A 15,229-nucleotide genomic window follows, 5' to 3' on the forward strand; every position below is an offset into this window, starting at 1 on the left:
CATTGTGAACCAAGCCATCGCTGTTTATTTTTATCTTAAAATATACCCATAGCCCGATTATAAGAAACAGCTTGAGCTTATATTATTAAAAATAATAATCAAAACAATTCAATATAAACTAACTGGTAACTTTATGTTACAAAAAATATAAAGATTAGTCATAAATTATCTACAAAATCAGCAAGACAAATTTCAAATAAAAATAATTTTTATAAAGATTTCCCACAGGAAATCGAGTTTCTCTATTAAAAAATCAATTAGTTTCTTTCATCTTTTGAGAAAAAGAAACTAATTATTTTCTTAAGTAGCCCAAAGATAGATTCAAAAGCTATTTCTCGAAAAAGTAATCTTTGGAAATTTAGATTTTTATTATAAGAAAAACAAATTATTAAAGAGGACCTCATAAACGTATGCCAAAAAATTCACAGCTTAAGATAACCACTTATAAAGTGTCAACTAATGATGCGGAACATGAAATATCTAATCAAATAAAAGAAAAAACCACCATTTATTTTTCTGAAATTCAAGCGAAAATTCAAGCGCTACCCTTTCACTTTAAAGAAAAGTTACTTAGTACAACAAAAAATTGTTTTGATCAGCTGCTTACTTCTTTTGAACAAGAAAGCAAAATACAACACTGTATAACTGAGGTTGAAAATAAAAAGAAAATTAATTTAATGTTTGAAAAGTTATATGAAACATGGCAAAAGAATAAAACGTTTTACTCACAAAATATCACTTCCTATAAAGCTTGCCTCGCCGAGATCACTAAAGAACAAATTGGACTTATTCATTGCTTGCTCAGCAACATACAGTTTTACAACACTATCTTTATCTCATCTTTATACGGCGAAACCGACGACACAGCTATTGTTGATAAACTAAAAAACAACAAGTTGAATTTGCTAATGACTTATTCATCACAATTAAGCAAACTGCTCATTTTTTTGCTCCACTATCTTCTCAGAACGATCAAATTAAACTAGAAGAAACAACCTCTGAGTTTATCCATACCTTATTAAAAAAAATAAAAAACACGGTACTTGGCTGGTTAACTACCACAATACTCTAAAAAAAGAAATTAATCATGCTTCCCTAAAGACAGCAAATATCAAGCTGATTCGTAACTTAATTTCTAGCATACAAAAATACAATAACATTGTTCTTTCTATTCAACATAAAATCAAAAATAAAGACAAAGAAACTAGACAAGAAAAAAATAGTCTTGCTTCAGACGAGTCATTGACTCTCGAAAAAAATACCAGCAATACAAGCCAATCTCTTAACTTAGAAGCCTCCACCGCTACTAACTCTTTTTTATCCCCTCTGCCAGAAAGAGAATCCGTTGATATCAATATTCTACTCGAAATATTCGCTAAACTTATCCAACAAGGTCGTTTAGAAATATTAGAAAACTATCAACAAAATTGTCTGGATTATCTTGCAGAAAACCAAGTTCAATTAAAAAAAGTACCTTTATTTGATAAACTAATTGAAGATATTTTAGCCATCATTGATCGGGTGAAAGCTCTTTTTTCCTGTGCGTCTTCGATACCGAAAACACATCCACCACGCAATGGATTCTTTTTTAATGAGATACAAAAGGGGAGCACGTTTGTTTTAGATAAAATAAATAAAATAAGGGAACACATCTCTTCTCCATAAAGAGACGCTCAACTTAATAATATTCAAAAAAAATTGCGTGAGAACAGAGAAAAAATAACCGTACCTCAATGAGGAATGAGACAACGAAAAGAGTCGAAACCGTAACGACAGTAATCACTCCGGTAAGATAAAGACCAACAAACCAAAGCCACTGACGAACTCGCTTTTTTGTTGAGAACTTTTTCAAAAACATCATTTTGTGCAAAGACACACAGATCACCTATGATTTATAATACCCAATAACTGGGTAGAAAATACTCAATTCTTATACTTATTTTAGCAGGGCCCGTAAAAAATCACCGGCTCGCTAGATAGAAGTACCAAAAAAGGGGTAATCCACTTTACCCCTTTTTTCTGAGCCATCCTTAATAATGGATAGTTGCTTTTACTTTTCCACGGAAAACATGGTAAGAATAAGCCGTATAAGCCAGCAATACAGGCAATAAAATCCCAGCGCCGACTAAAATAAATTTTAGTGTCGAAGGCGCCGCCGCCGCATTCCAGACCGAGATAACATGCGGAACAATATACGGCCAAACACTCACACAGAATCCCACATAAGCCAGTATAAATAAGACGATACTCAGAAAAAATGGTGCGCGCTCTTTACGATGATGCAACATATAAAAATTCAAAACAATCGATAATATGGTAAAAAACGGCAACGGTGCAAAGTAAAAGAAATTAGGTAAAGAAAACCAACGATGTTTGACGGTTGCTTCAATAAATGGCGTCCAGATACTCACTGCAAAGAGGAAAAAAGAAACCACCGCGAGGAGTACTTTGGCCTTCTTAAAAAGTCGATCCTGAAGATCACCTTCTGTTTTCCCTATCAGCCAAGTGGCGCCGAGTAAGGCATACCCAAACACCACGGCAACCCCAGTAAAGATAGAAAATGGGGTTAACCATTGATAAGCAGTATGTTTTACAGGTAAGAAATGACCATAGCCTTGGACAAAGGTTCCTAAAATAACACCTTGCAGAAAAGCAGCGACAATAGAACCCGCTGAAAAAGCAAAATCCCAAACGAATTGGCTACGATGTGCTTTAAAACGAAATTCAAACGCCACACCACGAAAGATTAAAGAAACTAACAACAAGATAATCGGCATGTAAAGCGTGGGCAATAAAATGGCATACGCGACAGGGAAAGCAGCGTAAAGCGTCGCCGCACCGAGTACTAACCAAGTTTCATTTCCGTCCCATACCGGAACCACACTACTAATCATTAAATCACGATATTCCCCATGTTTAATCCACGGAAACAAAATACCGATCCCCAAATCAAATCCATCCAACAAAACATACATTAAAATGATAAAAGAAATCAGGATAGCCCATATAAAAATCAATGACATGTTATTTACCCTCAGGTGACATATACTTAAAAGGGGTTTCCGTGATCACATCCGTCGCCGATTCTGTCTCTTGAGGCAAGGCGTCTGGCCCTTTTCTAATTAACTTAAAAAGATAATAAAGATAAAAACTGAAGATAAATCCGTAAACAATAATAAATAAAGCTAAAGAAATTGCGACTTGATGCATAGGAACAACCGAAGCACCATGACGAGTACTAATCAAACCATAAACAATCCACGGTTGACGTCCTGATTCCGCGACAATCCAACCACCAATCGTGCTTAGAAAACCGAGCGGGCCGGTGATCACACATAACCGTTGGAACGATCTCGAATCATACAGTCGACCACGAAAACGTAGCCATAATCCAATTAAGGCGACCAACATGAATAAGAAGCCAATGCCCACCATCACTCTAAACATCCAAAACACCGCGCCGACCACTGGTCGATCTTTCGGAGCCACACTCTTTAGCCCGAGTAATTCACCGTCCCATTCATGAGTATTGATAAAACTCGCTAGCTTAGGAATGCTCACCACGTAATGATTGGTTTCTTGTTTACTATCTGGGATCGCAAAAAGAATTAATGGCGCACCACGTTGGGTTTCCCAGTTGGCTTCGATAGCCGCTGTTTTCAACGGTTGATATTCATGGATCTTTAAACCGACCATATCTCCCAACACAACTTGCATCGGGGCTAGAATAAGTGCTGCACCCAAAGCAAATGAAAAACAGGTTTTTGCTACATCCAAATATTTCTTTTTTAAGAGATGCCAAGCCGAAACCCCTGCCAAAACAAAACAGGTCGTCAGCATCGATGCCATCAACATATGAAGAAAGCGTGTCACAGCTGTAGGGTTGAAAATAATTGCCCACCAATCATCGGCCACATAGCGGCCCGCTTCAATATGAAAACCCGTTGGGGTTTGCATCCAAGAATTGGCTGAGAGAATACCTAAGGCCGAAATAATTGTACCTAAGGTCACTAGAAGTGTCGCCGAGTAATGCATTTTCGGCCCAACTCGTTCCCAACCAAATAGCATCACCCCCAAGAAACCAGCTTCTAAAAAGAAGGCGGCCAGCACTTCATAAACAAACAACGCACCGATAACACTGCCAGCAATGTGGATAAACGGCCCAAAATTGGTTCCCAATTCATAGGCTAGGACGATACCCGAGACTACGCCCATCCCGAAAGTTAACGCAAAAATCTTCGTCCAAAACCGTGTTATTTTCATATACACCGGATTGGCGGTTTTTAACCACAGCCCCTCCATAATAGACAAGAAAATCGCCAGGCCAATATTTAAAGTAGGGAATAGAATGTGGAACCCTACCGTAAAGCCAAACTGAATACGAGAAAGTAACGTGGCATCAATAGTCATAAGTTAAACCGATCGAAATCGTCTTAAAAATAGGATAATTTTTCTATTATACCCTATATTGCGCTAAATTTGTGTTTTTTTATACACTTCTTTACATCATTCTTACCTCTCAACGCATGGATGGACCTAAAAAAATGCGCTGACTCTACCCAAGCTTAAAACTATGGTATCCGTTAGATTCATTGATATTGGCACCCACTTTATCTCTGCAGCAAATTCGAATTGATTTATACAAAAATACACGAAACTGGCACATTTATTTTACGATTCTATTCAGCTTGTCTGCTTTGCTTGTTGTGCAAGACGATCTGGATGTTTCAAGTGATTGATCAAGTTCGGTTGTTTTTGAGTCTATTGTTACAGAAACAAAGGCAAATTACTTACATGTATAATTTGATCATTTCGTTTATAATGAATCGCTATGTAATCGCTACAGTAACGGTATTGCAATGTATTTCATGGAACGACCTGTCTTTGTTTGTAAAATACGGTTCCCATCATTGTTTTTTAAGTAAGGAAACTAAACTTGAGTACTCACGAGCCTCTACGTTTGTTTTTTGCCATCCAGTTGAATGGTGAATTACGTCAAGCCTTGTCTCAACTCATTAATGAACTCAAAAAAGAAACACGAGAAAATCGCGTCAAATGGGTTTGCCCTGAAAACCTGCATGTTACCCTGCGGTTTTTAGGAAATACCGACCCCAGCCTCAAACAAAAATTAGTTGATTTTGCGTATCAAGCGATAAGATCAATTAATCCTTTTGCGTTACAACTCCAGAATATTCGTTTTTTCCCCTCACCTACCGCGCCACGTGCGATTGCAACGGATATCTTGCCGACTTCAGAGCTTTTTGAGTTAGCGCATGCTCTAGAAGAAGTCGCGGCTCGTTTACATTTTACACCCGAGACAAAACCTTATCTGCCGCATTTAACTTTGGGTCGAATTTTACATCATAATACCCCGACGCTACGCGATGAACTCAAGCTCAATACTCACCCCATGTTAGTCGATCGAATTGTTTTATTTAATAGTGAAAAAACAGAAGACGGACAACAAATCTATACCCCGTTGGAACAGATTTTTTTAAAAACAGTGGAAGTGAATTCACCCGATACAGTTATTGTATAAAAGAAAAATAGACGCTATTTTGGCGGAGAGGGTGGGATTCGAACCCACGTAGGATTATTCATCCTCATCCGATTTCGAGTCGGCGCCATTATGGCCACTTTGGTACCTCTCCGGTGTTGGGTAAAGACTGATCGGCCCTGCTGGGCCCATCAGACCTTCCTCCGGAATCACATACGCCATAGAACCTGTTTTAAGGCCCGGCGGCATTTTCAAGACACCGAGATCTTGACTACGCTGGTAAGCTGTTCTTCTAGCCTCGATGTATTGATTGAATGATGTACACGCCGTTAAGCCAACAATCAAGGTTAATAGTAATAAAAAATACCGCTTCATAGCAATCTTTCTGTAAAGTTTGTGGATCGCAAACAATCGAGGACTGATTTAAGTTGCTCTTGTTGTGCCACAGATAAGGTCGTTAAAGGTAAACGTAAGGTTGGTGAAGCCATTAAACCGAGTTCGGAAGCCAACCATTTGACTGGAATTGGATTCGTCTCCACAAAAAGCTGTTTATAGATCGGTTGTAATTCACCATCTAAGACTTCGGCTTTTGCCCAAAGTGAGGCATCATCCCGTGATTCATAAGCTTTTTTAACCCACTGACAAAATACATGCATGGTTTTAGGCATTAAATTTGCCGCAACAGACACCACACCTTTGCCGCCTAAACGCATAATTTCTAACGCCGAACTATCGTCTCCACTGTACACATCCATTCGGTGACCACAACGCTGTATAATTTCTCGCGCTTGTTCTACGCGACCTTCTTTTATTCCAACAATATTAGCAAATTGTGCTAAACGTTCGACCGTCTCCGGTAAAATATCACAGCCGGTACGCTTAGGGACATTATATAAAATTTGCGGAATCGCCACATCCTCAGCAATCGAACAATAATGACGATATAACCCTTCTTGCGTCGGACAATTGTAGTAAGGTGTCACTAAAAGACACGCATTGACGCCAATTTTCATTGCTTTTTTCGTTCTCTCGATCGCATGACGCGTCGAATTTGAGCCCGTTCCAGCAATCACTGGAATTCGATGGTTTACCCGTTCTACGACGGCCTCAATAATACGATCTTGTTCATCAAGAGTGAGTGTCGCCGCTTCACCGGTCGTGCCCATCACAACGATGGTTTTTTGTTCCAAATGCCAATCGACTTGCTTGAGTAAACATAAATGATCGACATCGCCATTTTCTTTCATCGGCGTTAACAACGCCACCATACTACCGTGGAACATCGTTTTTATCTCCGTCGAACCGCTCGCATAAACTATTTTTCATTAACTTTTCTAAAATCGGATAGAGTCCAACACCTGTGAACCTTCACCTATGTTTTTAGGTACAAAAAACATAGCTAAATAAGATAGCTTATTACCTTATGGGTGAAGAAAACGGGTTATGCTTGAGGCTGTTGCCTTGATCTTTTGTTTTTTCTTGACACCCTATACTACTGGGTCTACTCATGAATAAGCAAGTGCATTCTCTTGATGAAACGCGACTTACCCATACAAACCACAACATGCGGGGATCTTCGCTGCGACGATTGAATTGAAATAAGACTGACTATTTTTAATCACCAGACAAAAGCAACTGTTCGACCTCAACCAGACCGTGTAAGATAGATGACCAGTTTGTTTAAAGAACACAACCCAAGGAAATGTGATTAGTCAACGAGCCTATTATTTATGTCCCAATTGAACCACGAACCACTTTCACTGCGGCAGTGGTTACAAACAAGCTGTTCATTGCCGGTTTTTGAGCTACAACCATTAGCCAATGATGCCAGCTTTCGTCGTTATTTTCGTATTCAACTAACCGATGCGCGTTATGTTGTGATGATGGCCCCCCCTGAAACTGAGGATCTGGAAACCTTTATCGTCCTTGCACGTTATTTTAAACAACACGGACTCCAAGTCCCTGAAATCATCGCTTATGATTTAAAACAAGGCTTCCTATTATTAAGTGATTTGGGCGATGCACTGTACCTCACGTTATTCAGCACACACCATGCCGATACACTTTATACCCAAGCGTTAAACGTGCTTCCTCGCTGGCAGCGCTGTCAACCACTCCTGCCGAACCACCAACCTTTAAAGCCATTTGACGAAGCTACATTGCGCTTTGAGTTTGCTCTCTTTGTCGATTGGTTTCTCAAACGACATTTAGGTTTTGTTTTAACGGTCTCCCAGGAGCAAGCCTTAGAAAGAATTTTTTCCTTACTCATTGTTTCTGCGTTAGAACAACCACAGGTTTGTGTGCATCGAGATTATCATTCCCGAAATTTATTACTGGTCAATGAGCAAACCGTCGGAATACTCGACTTTCAAGATGCGGTCTATGGTCCGATTACTTACGATGCGGTTTCTTTATTAAGAGATGCTTACATTGATTGGCCAGAAGAACGCGTAGAAAAATGGTTCAGTGAGTTCTATTTTGGATTATCGCCCGCCCCTATCGCTTCACTTACGCAATTTACCCAGTGGTTTGACTGGATGGGGTTACAACGCCATCTGAAGGTTTTAGGTATTTTTGCTCGGCTTTGTTATCGCGACCAAAAACCACAATACTTAAATAGCCTGGATCGGTTACTGACTTATATTCATAGGATGTGCGAACGCTATCCGACGTTTGCGCCACTCAAAACGCTTTTACCTTTAGAGTTAACTTATTCTTCCTTTATCGAGATCGAAAAAAATGAAAGCGATGATTCTTGCCGCCGGTCGTGGATCACGAATGCGCCCTTTAACGGATGAACTTCCGAACCCTTAGTCCCTATTGCGGGAAAACCTTTAGTTGCCCATCAGTTGCTTAAGTTAGCCGCTTGCGGGGTAACAGAAATTGTCATGAATCTTTCTTATCGTGCAGAACAAATAAAACAAGCTTTAGGGGATGGGCAATGCTATGGCGTACACCTTAACTATTCATTCGAACCGACTGTTCTCGAAACGGGCGGTGGTATTTGCCAAGCCTTGCCCTTGCTCGGCCCAGAACCCTTTATCGTCTTAAGCGCCGATATTTGGACCGATTACCCCTTAGAACGTTTAGTTAAAAAAAATCTAGGATCAGCCCAAGCACATCTTGTTTTGGTCGATAATCCGAACTTTCATCACTATGGCGACTTTCATTTGGCTGGCGACGGATTTTTAGCGGTTAACCCGCAACCTAAACTTACTTTTGCAAATTTAGGACTTTACCATCCACAACTTTTTGAGAATTATCGCGTAGAAACCTTCCCACTCTCCAAGGTTTTATATTCTGGGATTGAGCAGCAAAAAATAAGTGGTGAACATTACGTGGGACCTTGGTTCAATGTTGGAACCGTCAATGAATTACAACGTATTGAAACGTATCTGAAACAGAGCTCTGTTCCTTATTAAATTAATCTATTTTTTTCACTTTTAGGAAACAGCGTTATGCACTCCTCAACGATCGGTTTTATTGGTGCAGGTCACATGGCCTGCGGCTTAATTCACGGATTATTAGCGGCGGGTTATGCGCCAAAACGTATTTGGACCGTCCTGTTCTCGATAATCTTGAACAACACGGTGTCAACGTTCATCAGGATAACCGTCACGTTGCAGAACAAGTCGACGTCTTAATTTTTGCAGTCAAACCACAGGTTTTATACGCCGTGATGTCTGAAGTGGCTCTCATTTCCGTCGCCGCCGGTGTTTCCCTACACACATTACAAAGCAATCTGCAGATTGCTGACGCCGCGTTAATCCGCAGCATGCCCAATACACCTACTCAATTTGGCTGCGGAATGACCGGATTGATCGCCAATCCATTTTGTTCGGAGGGACAAAAAAATTAGCTACAGAAATTTTTCAAAGCGTCGGCCTGGTCACTTGGCTGAAAACCGAACAGGCAATGGATATTGTGACGGCGATTTCAGGGAGTGGTCCAGCATACTTTTTTTTACTGATACAGTCTTTAGAGGAAGCCGCCATTGAATTAGGACTTTCGCATGCAACAGCCACACAATTAAGCACACAAACCGCATTAGGTGCTGCACGGATGGCCATAGAAAGTACCGAGTCGGTTGAACAGCTCAAGCGAAATGTCACCTCGCCGGGCGGTACTACAGAACGCGCACTCGCTGTATTTGAAACCGGTCGCTTTCCTGAACTGGTGAAAAAAGCGGTAAAAAGCGCCGCGGAACGGGCTAAAGAACTTGCAGCTCAATTTTAAATTGAGAATACACCTCTTCAGTGTATTCTCAATACCGTCGATCACAAGTGGACTTAACGCTGCGGACCGGACTGACGAATTGTGGCGTCCACGTCAAACTTTTTAAAGTTATCAATAAACTTTTGCATTAATTCCTGTGCTTTTTTATCGTAAGCTTGGGGATCCACCCAGGTCTGTTTTGGATTTAATTGACGTGTCTCGACACCCGCTAACGTTTTAGGAATCGCAAAATTAAAACCAGGAAGTTGTTCACATTCGACGGTTTTGAGCTGGTGAGTTAAAATAGCGTGGATCACTGCCCGTGTAGCTGGAATAGAAAAGCGCTCTCCTTGACCATATGGGCCACCGGTCCAACCCGTGTTCACTAAATACACGGTCGCATCACTGCTATGGAGCCGCTTGAGAAGAAGATCCGCATAGACTTTTGGGAAACGCGGAAAAAACGGCGCGCCAAAACAGGTACTAAACGTGGTTTGGATCGGTTCTTTTTGACCGACCTCGGTACTGCCCACCAAAGCCGTATAACCGCTGAGAAAATAATACACCGCTTGCTCATGCGTTAACCGCGCAACGGGCGGTAACACCCCATATAAATCACAAGTTAATAAAATTACTGCGCTCGGTAAACGTTCAACACGACCTTCTGGCACACGCTCTTCAATAAATTCGAGTGGATAAGCGACACGTGTGTTTTGCGTTAAACTCGCATCGTGATAGTCAGGCACACCCGTTTTGGGATCAAGCACCACATTTTCTATCACTGCGCCGTGGCGAATCGCCTTCCAAATAAGTGGCTCACATTCCGGGGACAAGTCAATACACTTCGCATAGCACCCCCCTTCGAAATTAAAGACACTATTTTCACTCCAACCGTGTTCGTCATCGCCAATCAAATAACGTTCCGGATCCGCCGAGAGCGTCGTTTTCCCGGTACCGGATAATCCAAAAAATAACGCGACATCGCCTTCTTTGCCAACATTCGCTGAACAGTGCATTGGCAAAACTTCGTGTTCAGGTAATAAATAATTTAATACTGAAAACATCGCTTTTTTAATTTCACCAGCGTAACGATGGCCACACAACAATACTTTACGCTCACTTAAATGAATAATCAGTGTCGCATCACTGTGGACACCATCGCGTTGTGGATCAGTTTTGAAGTTAGGGAGACTCAAGATGGTCCATTTTGGTTTATTACCATGGCCATGAAAATGTGGCTCATCAATAAATAGCTGACGCGCAAACAGATTATGCCACGCATACTCGGTTAACACCGTTACCGGTAAATAATAGTGTGGATCGGCCCCGACCTGTAATTCCGAAACAAATAAATCAATGTGTTGAACATAATCCAGTGCTTTTTGCCAAAGTGCCTGAAAGCGCACCTCAGAAATGGGTTGATTAATGACGCCCCAATCAATAGTTTCTTCAGTGTTGCCGTCACGCACGATAAACTTATCTTTTGGTGAACGTCCAGTTCGCGTCCCGGTATTGACACATAACGCGCCATTAGCCGCTAACACGCCTTCATGTCGTTCAACCGCGGCTTGAATAAGTGCTTCGGTGGTTAAATGCCGAAAACTTTTCGCAGATAATGGCGTTACACAATGAATGGATGACATCACAGGACACTCCTCAACGGAAAAACAAGGGTGCTGCGTATGCTAACATAGATAAAACCAGGAAGATAAGGATTCGTTTAGGCATCGAGATAAGATTTTCTCCCACTCTGCTTGTTGCGTATTCCCGCTTCATTCGACATCACAGATCCGTTTTTCTTAGCAAAGAAACTTTTACGAGCAAGTCACTCTTCTCACACAAAATTTTGGCCCTCCTGCCCCAAAATTAGTTCGAATTATACGACTAGCCATTATCGTGATTCGTTTGAGATACACTCACCTTATCAGAAACGCGCTATTTAAAATTATTTTTGTTAAAGAATATATTTTCAATTCAATTGTCAATTTAGATTTTTTAAAAAGTCCTAAGGCTTTTAAGACTAGTTTTGATGAGAAAATAAAACACGATCAAGCAATGCATTACATTGGGCCTGATCATGAAAAGTATTCAAAGAATCTAAAATGTGTGTCTATGTTTTTTGCCGACAAAAAAATGGAACCAAAAGAGCAATCCGTAGACAAAGATAAAAATCCTACGCCAACAACAAAGACGTGTTAACGGGCGAAAAGCAGATCTAGCGAGTCGCTATGCTTACGAAAAATTTTGGCTCATCCTCACCCCAAGATGAGTTCGAATCATTTGACAGCCGTGCGTTGGTTACTGGTGAAGCAGGCAACACACGGCTATCTATCGAAAGTTATCCTTGTTTATTTTTTACTACGTTGGCGAGCAAATAACCGATTCAGCTGATTCGAATTCGTGATGAGATCCGCTAAGGTATAATCTTTTAAGGTTTGCAAAAAATTTTGCTTCGCTTTATTCAAGATCCTTTTTAAATGACACGCCGGTAAAATCAGGCAGGTTTTATTCTGCGTATCAAAACACTCAATAATATAAAAGTTTGGTTCTAGTGTTTGAATTAAATCCCCTAAATTAATTTTTTGGGGATCACCCTTGAGCGTCATCCCGCCTTTATTACCACGCGTCGTCTTCAATAAGCCTAACTGACTGAGACGATGCACCACTTTGACCAAATGATTTTTAGAAATTTGGTAGCTCTGCGCAATCTCAGCAATCGTACAAAGTTCCTGCTTACGTAGGGCCACATAGATTAAGGTACGAAGCGCATAATCCGTAAATTGAGTCAATTGCATAACTATTTTTTTAATGATCAATTCTTTGAATATATCTAAATAGATATACTTAAAATATGTATAATAAATACATTTTTAATAATTTTGTTTTCAAGGGGTTCATCTTACCATGAGTTCGTCCACATTATTTAATAAAATTGGCGGACAAAACACCGTCAACCAAGCCGTAGATATTTTTTACCGTAAAATTTTACTCGATAATCGGATTAATCATTTTTTTCTTGACATCGATATGAATAAACAGATCCAAAAACAAAAAGGATTTTTAACGCTGGCCTTGGGTGAACCCAATCACTATACCGGTAAAACACTACGTGAAGGTCATGCACACCTTGTGAAAAGAGGTCTCTCGGATCAACACGTCGATTACGTTCTTGAACATTTAACACAAAGCTTAATCGAGCTCGGGGTCACAGCAACGGATATTGCTGAAGTCATCGCCATTGCCAACCAGGTGCGTGATGAAGTGTTAAATAGGGGGCCGAATGACTGAGGTGAGTTATCAAACTAAAAAGTACACGTTGGAAGATTCAGAAACCGTTCTTGAAGGCTTATTACGTCAAAAAATTGCTTATCCTCATTCTTGCAAATCGGGTGTTTGTCAGTCTTGTTTATCTGAATTAGTCGCAGGGTCAATGGATCCGGTTTGGCAAAGTGGTTTAGATAGCCAGCTTATCGCTCAAAATTATTTCTTACCTTGTCTTTGTCGTCTTAAAGAAGCTATCACCGTGTGTTTAGCCACTCAGTATTACATTCAGAAATCGCGTAAATTATCCATTTGTCTTTTTTTAGTGCAGAGGTACTGTGTGTAAAACTCGCTGTAAAAAATGGGGCGTTATTTCGGCCCGGTCAATTCATTCATCTGATTCATCCTTCTTCGGTCCTACGCAGTTATTCGATCGCAAATTTACCACACCGTGATCGTTTTATTGAATTGCATATCAAATTATTGAACCATGGGTTTATGAGTCGCTGGCTGCATAAAAAAGCGATTGTGGGTACCACTCTCAAGATACAAGGTCCGCTTGGCCATTGTTTTTATCACAATCCCACTCAACAAGCGTTTCCGATTGTCTTGGCCGGGACCGGGACGGGATTAGCGCCATTAGTGGGCATTGCGCTCGATGCGCTTGCTCAGCAACATCCTGGCCCCATTTATTTATTACACGGCGGGGTCCGCGCTGAAGATCTCTATTTAGATCAATCACTCCAAACCCTCTCTTCTCGTTACACACATTTTTTTATCAGACCTGCACACTCAAACCCAGTAACCAGTACGCCAATTTAACCCTGGATGCTTTATTATTGGCGCAGTTAAACGGGATTGAATCGAACGCACGAGTATTTATTTGTGGTCCAGAAGAAACCACGCGCCGCCTTAAAATAAAAGCTTTTTTAGCAGGCGTTCTGTCCTCCTCGCTTTACAGTGATGCGTTTGTGTATGCAAACTAAACACCTGTTATTAAGTGATCCTCCTCCCTAGAGGAGGATCTCGATATACGCTATATGGTATAATGGAGAGCTTGTATTTTTATCTATATGCGCTGGAAATCACTTTATGACGACTCACACAAAAAAAACGACTCTTATCCGGTGATACACCGACCGGAAAACTCCATTTAGGTCATTGGGTGGGTTGTTTACAATCACGGGTCGCTCTCCAAGAAACCTATGATAGTTTTTTCTTAATTGCTAACGTACATGCTTTTACCACGTTAGCGAAACATCCGGAGCAAATCCGCCAAAATACGTTAGAACTAGCGTTTGATTATCTGGGTGCCGGGGTTGATCCACAAAAAAGCACCCTCTTTCTCCAGTCCGAAATTCCAGCGATTGCAGAGTTAACCTGGTTTTTTAGTATGTTGCTTTCTTTTCCACGGGTGATGCGTAATCCGACTTTAAAAGAAGAAATTGTCAATAAAAAACTCGGGGAAAATTATCCCTTTGGCTTTCTACTGTACCCTGTTGGTCAAATTGCAGACATTTTAGCATTTCGACCGGAATTGGTTCCTGTGGGGGAAGATCAAATCGCTCATCTTGAAATGGCACGTGAGTGCGCACGGCGTTTTAATCAACTTTATTGTGGCGTCGATCCACATACTGCGGATCACGAAGCACAACAACAAGGTGGCCTTTTTCCGATTATTGAGGCGCATCTAAGCCCAGTAAAACGGTTAGTCGGTTTAGGTGGGCCCAATGCGGAAGGTGTTTTCCCCAAAATGAGTAAATCATTGAACAATGCTATCTATCTAAGTGATGAAAATGAAGTGATTAAAAGTAAAGTCATGAGCATGTATACTGATCCAAAACGCCTTCGTGCGATCGATCCTGGCTCAACCGAAAATAATCCTTTATGGATTTTCCATGATGCGTTTAATGACGATCACGTTTGGGTAGAAGAAGCAAAAGAAAAATACCGTCATGGCCAAATTAAAGATGTGGAATGCAAACAGCGTTTAACTGAAATCCTTGTTTCACTCATCACACCGCTTCGTGAGCGTCGTAAGTTATTTGCAAACGATCCAGGCGCGGTGTTAACACTGTTAAAAGAAGGTTCCGAGCGCGCCAACATCGTTGCTGAAGAAACGTTGATCAAAGCAAAAGAGGTAATGCAGCAAGGCTATTTTACACGTCATCTGCACCTTGATTCGATCATCACTCCGCCATAAATTTAGACACTGCAGCGTTATCTTATTCTTTTGGATGATCAATGGATTCATCT

At 40.8% G+C, this 15,229-nt stretch carries 16 protein-coding genes, 1 tRNA gene and 2 pseudogenes; 13 read left to right on the plus strand and 6 right to left on the minus strand.

The annotated features are described in order from the left end of the window. The first annotated feature begins 410 nt into the window (after positions 1-410). Both S3O_RS0103955 and S3O_RS0103965 read left to right on the plus strand, forming a co-directional pair. Positions 411-986 carry a hypothetical protein gene (locus tag S3O_RS0103955; protein ID WP_010597769.1) on the plus strand — a complete coding sequence of 192 codons (576 nt, stop codon included), beginning with the start codon at positions 411-413 and terminating at the stop codon, positions 984-986. Positions 987-1,242: 256 nt separating this feature from the next. Beyond that, positions 1,243-1,665, plus strand: a complete 423-nt coding sequence (locus S3O_RS0103965) for a hypothetical protein (RefSeq protein ID WP_010597770.1) — start codon at positions 1,243-1,245, stop codon at positions 1,663-1,665. A 365-nt stretch (positions 1,666-2,030) separates the two neighbouring features. Here the strand turns inward: S3O_RS0103965 and cydB are convergent, their stop codons facing one another. Both cydB and S3O_RS0103975 read right to left on the minus strand, forming a co-directional pair. Beyond that, positions 2,031-3,023, minus strand: a complete 993-nt coding sequence (gene cydB, locus S3O_RS0103970; protein ID WP_010597771.1) for a cytochrome d ubiquinol oxidase subunit II — start codon at positions 3,021-3,023, stop codon at positions 2,031-2,033. Between the two features lies 1 nt (position 3,024). Then, positions 3,025-4,410: a cytochrome ubiquinol oxidase subunit I gene (locus tag S3O_RS0103975; RefSeq protein WP_010597772.1), complete on the minus strand. Its 1,386-nt coding sequence runs from the start codon at positions 4,408-4,410 to the stop codon at positions 3,025-3,027. 526 nt (positions 4,411-4,936) lie between these two features. Here S3O_RS0103975 and thpR point away from each other — a divergent pair. Next, positions 4,937-5,539: an RNA 2',3'-cyclic phosphodiesterase gene (gene thpR, locus S3O_RS0103980; protein WP_010597773.1), complete on the plus strand. Its 603-nt coding sequence runs from the start codon at positions 4,937-4,939 to the stop codon at positions 5,537-5,539. Positions 5,540-5,559: 20 nt separating this feature from the next. Here the strand turns inward: thpR and S3O_RS0103985 are convergent. Then, positions 5,560-5,651 (minus strand) — tRNA-Ser (locus tag S3O_RS0103985). Positions 5,652-5,868: 217 nt separating this feature from the next. Further along, positions 5,869-6,780, minus strand: coding sequence for a 4-hydroxy-tetrahydrodipicolinate synthase (dapA, locus tag S3O_RS0103990; RefSeq protein WP_029463636.1), 912 nt, complete (start codon positions 6,778-6,780; stop codon positions 5,869-5,871). A gap of 447 nt (positions 6,781-7,227) precedes the next feature. On the opposite strand from dapA, the gene S3O_RS0103995 reads away from it, so the two are divergent. From S3O_RS0103995 to S3O_RS18030, 4 genes and pseudogenes are all read left to right on the plus strand, one after another. After that, entirely contained in the window at positions 7,228-8,295 is a 1,068-nt protein-coding gene (locus tag S3O_RS0103995) for an aminoglycoside phosphotransferase family protein (protein ID WP_010597775.1), read from the plus strand. Positions 8,296-8,299: 4 nt separating this feature from the next. Then, positions 8,300-8,919, plus strand: a pseudogene (locus tag S3O_RS13645) (nucleotidyltransferase family protein); the annotation flags it as partial. A 131-nt stretch (positions 8,920-9,050) separates the two neighbouring features. Then, entirely contained in the window at positions 9,051-9,356 is a 306-nt protein-coding gene (locus S3O_RS18025) for a pyrroline-5-carboxylate reductase family protein (protein WP_010597777.1), read from the plus strand. After that, complete coding sequence (locus tag S3O_RS18030; RefSeq protein WP_010597778.1) at positions 9,332-9,733, plus strand: pyrroline-5-carboxylate reductase family protein; 402 nt, start codon at positions 9,332-9,334, stop codon at positions 9,731-9,733. Before S3O_RS18025 ends, S3O_RS18030 begins: the two co-directional genes overlap by 25 nt. 53 nt (positions 9,734-9,786) lie before the next feature. Here S3O_RS18030 and S3O_RS0104010 read toward each other — a convergent pair whose 3' ends face one another. Continuing rightward, positions 9,787-11,355, minus strand: coding sequence for a phosphoenolpyruvate carboxykinase (locus S3O_RS0104010; RefSeq protein WP_010597779.1), 1,569 nt, complete (start codon positions 11,353-11,355; stop codon positions 9,787-9,789). 253 nt (positions 11,356-11,608) lie between these two features. Here S3O_RS0104010 and S3O_RS0104015 point away from each other — a divergent pair, with 253 nt between their 5' ends. Further along, positions 11,609-11,911, plus strand: coding sequence for a hypothetical protein (locus S3O_RS0104015; protein WP_010597780.1), 303 nt, complete (start codon positions 11,609-11,611; stop codon positions 11,909-11,911). A gap of 149 nt (positions 11,912-12,060) precedes the next feature. Here S3O_RS0104015 and S3O_RS0104020 read toward each other — a convergent pair whose 3' ends face one another. Next, positions 12,061-12,507, minus strand: a complete 447-nt coding sequence (locus S3O_RS0104020; RefSeq protein WP_010597781.1) for an Rrf2 family transcriptional regulator — start codon at positions 12,505-12,507, stop codon at positions 12,061-12,063. A 109-nt stretch (positions 12,508-12,616) separates the two neighbouring features. Here S3O_RS0104020 and S3O_RS0104025 point away from each other — a divergent pair, with 109 nt between their 5' ends. The 5 genes and pseudogenes from S3O_RS0104025 to trpS all read left to right on the plus strand — a co-directional run. Beyond that, a complete protein-coding gene (locus S3O_RS0104025; protein ID WP_010597782.1) occupies positions 12,617-13,000 on the plus strand; it encodes a group I truncated hemoglobin in 384 nt (127 codons plus the stop codon). Next, entirely contained in the window at positions 12,993-13,319 is a 327-nt protein-coding gene (locus S3O_RS15270; protein ID WP_050816831.1) for a 2Fe-2S iron-sulfur cluster-binding protein, read from the plus strand. Before S3O_RS0104025 ends, S3O_RS15270 begins: the two co-directional genes overlap by 8 nt. After that, the gene (locus S3O_RS15275) at positions 13,286-13,795 is read left to right on the plus strand and encodes an FAD-binding oxidoreductase (protein ID WP_050816832.1); all 510 of its coding nucleotides are present in this window, start codon (positions 13,286-13,288) and stop codon (positions 13,793-13,795) included. Before S3O_RS15270 ends, S3O_RS15275 begins: the two co-directional genes overlap by 34 nt. A 17-nt stretch (positions 13,796-13,812) precedes the next feature. Further along, positions 13,813-13,959, plus strand: coding sequence for a hypothetical protein (locus tag S3O_RS17160; RefSeq protein WP_156792733.1), 147 nt, complete (start codon positions 13,813-13,815; stop codon positions 13,957-13,959). A gap of 134 nt (positions 13,960-14,093) precedes the next feature. Then, positions 14,094-15,176 (plus strand): annotated as a pseudogene (gene trpS, locus S3O_RS13660) (tryptophan--tRNA ligase); the annotation flags it as partial. Positions 15,177-15,229: the final 53 nt, after the last annotated feature.

Origin of the sequence: Rickettsiella massiliensis 20B (genome assembly GCF_000257395.1) — a bacterium.
GTDB classification, from domain to species: Bacteria; Pseudomonadota; Gammaproteobacteria; order Diplorickettsiales; family Diplorickettsiaceae; genus Diplorickettsia; species Diplorickettsia massiliensis.

What these genes read in the sequence shown, in the direction of transcription:
- S3O_RS0103955 (WP_010597769.1), top strand. Translation starts at nt 411, where the DNA reads ATGCCAAAAAATTCACAGCTTAAGATAACCACTTATAAAGTGTCAACT.
- cydB (WP_010597771.1), bottom strand. Translation starts at nt 3,023, where the DNA reads ATGTCATTGATTTTTATATGGGCTATCCTGATTTCTTTTATCATTTTA.
- S3O_RS0103975 (WP_010597772.1), bottom strand. Translation starts at nt 4,410, where the DNA reads ATGACTATTGATGCCACGTTACTTTCTCGTATTCAGTTTGGCTTTACG.
- dapA (WP_029463636.1), bottom strand. Translation starts at nt 6,780, where the DNA reads ATGTTCCACGGTAGTATGGTGGCGTTGTTAACGCCGATGAAAGAAAAT.
- S3O_RS0103995 (WP_010597775.1), top strand. Translation starts at nt 7,228, where the DNA reads ATGTCCCAATTGAACCACGAACCACTTTCACTGCGGCAGTGGTTACAA.
- S3O_RS0104010 (WP_010597779.1), bottom strand. Translation starts at nt 11,355, where the DNA reads ATGTCATCCATTCATTGTGTAACGCCATTATCTGCGAAAAGTTTTCGG.
- S3O_RS0104020 (WP_010597781.1), bottom strand. Translation starts at nt 12,507, where the DNA reads ATGCAATTGACTCAATTTACGGATTATGCGCTTCGTACCTTAATCTAT.
- S3O_RS0104025 (WP_010597782.1), top strand. Translation starts at nt 12,617, where the DNA reads ATGAGTTCGTCCACATTATTTAATAAAATTGGCGGACAAAACACCGTC.
- S3O_RS15270 (WP_050816831.1), top strand. Translation starts at nt 12,993, where the DNA reads ATGACTGAGGTGAGTTATCAAACTAAAAAGTACACGTTGGAAGATTCA.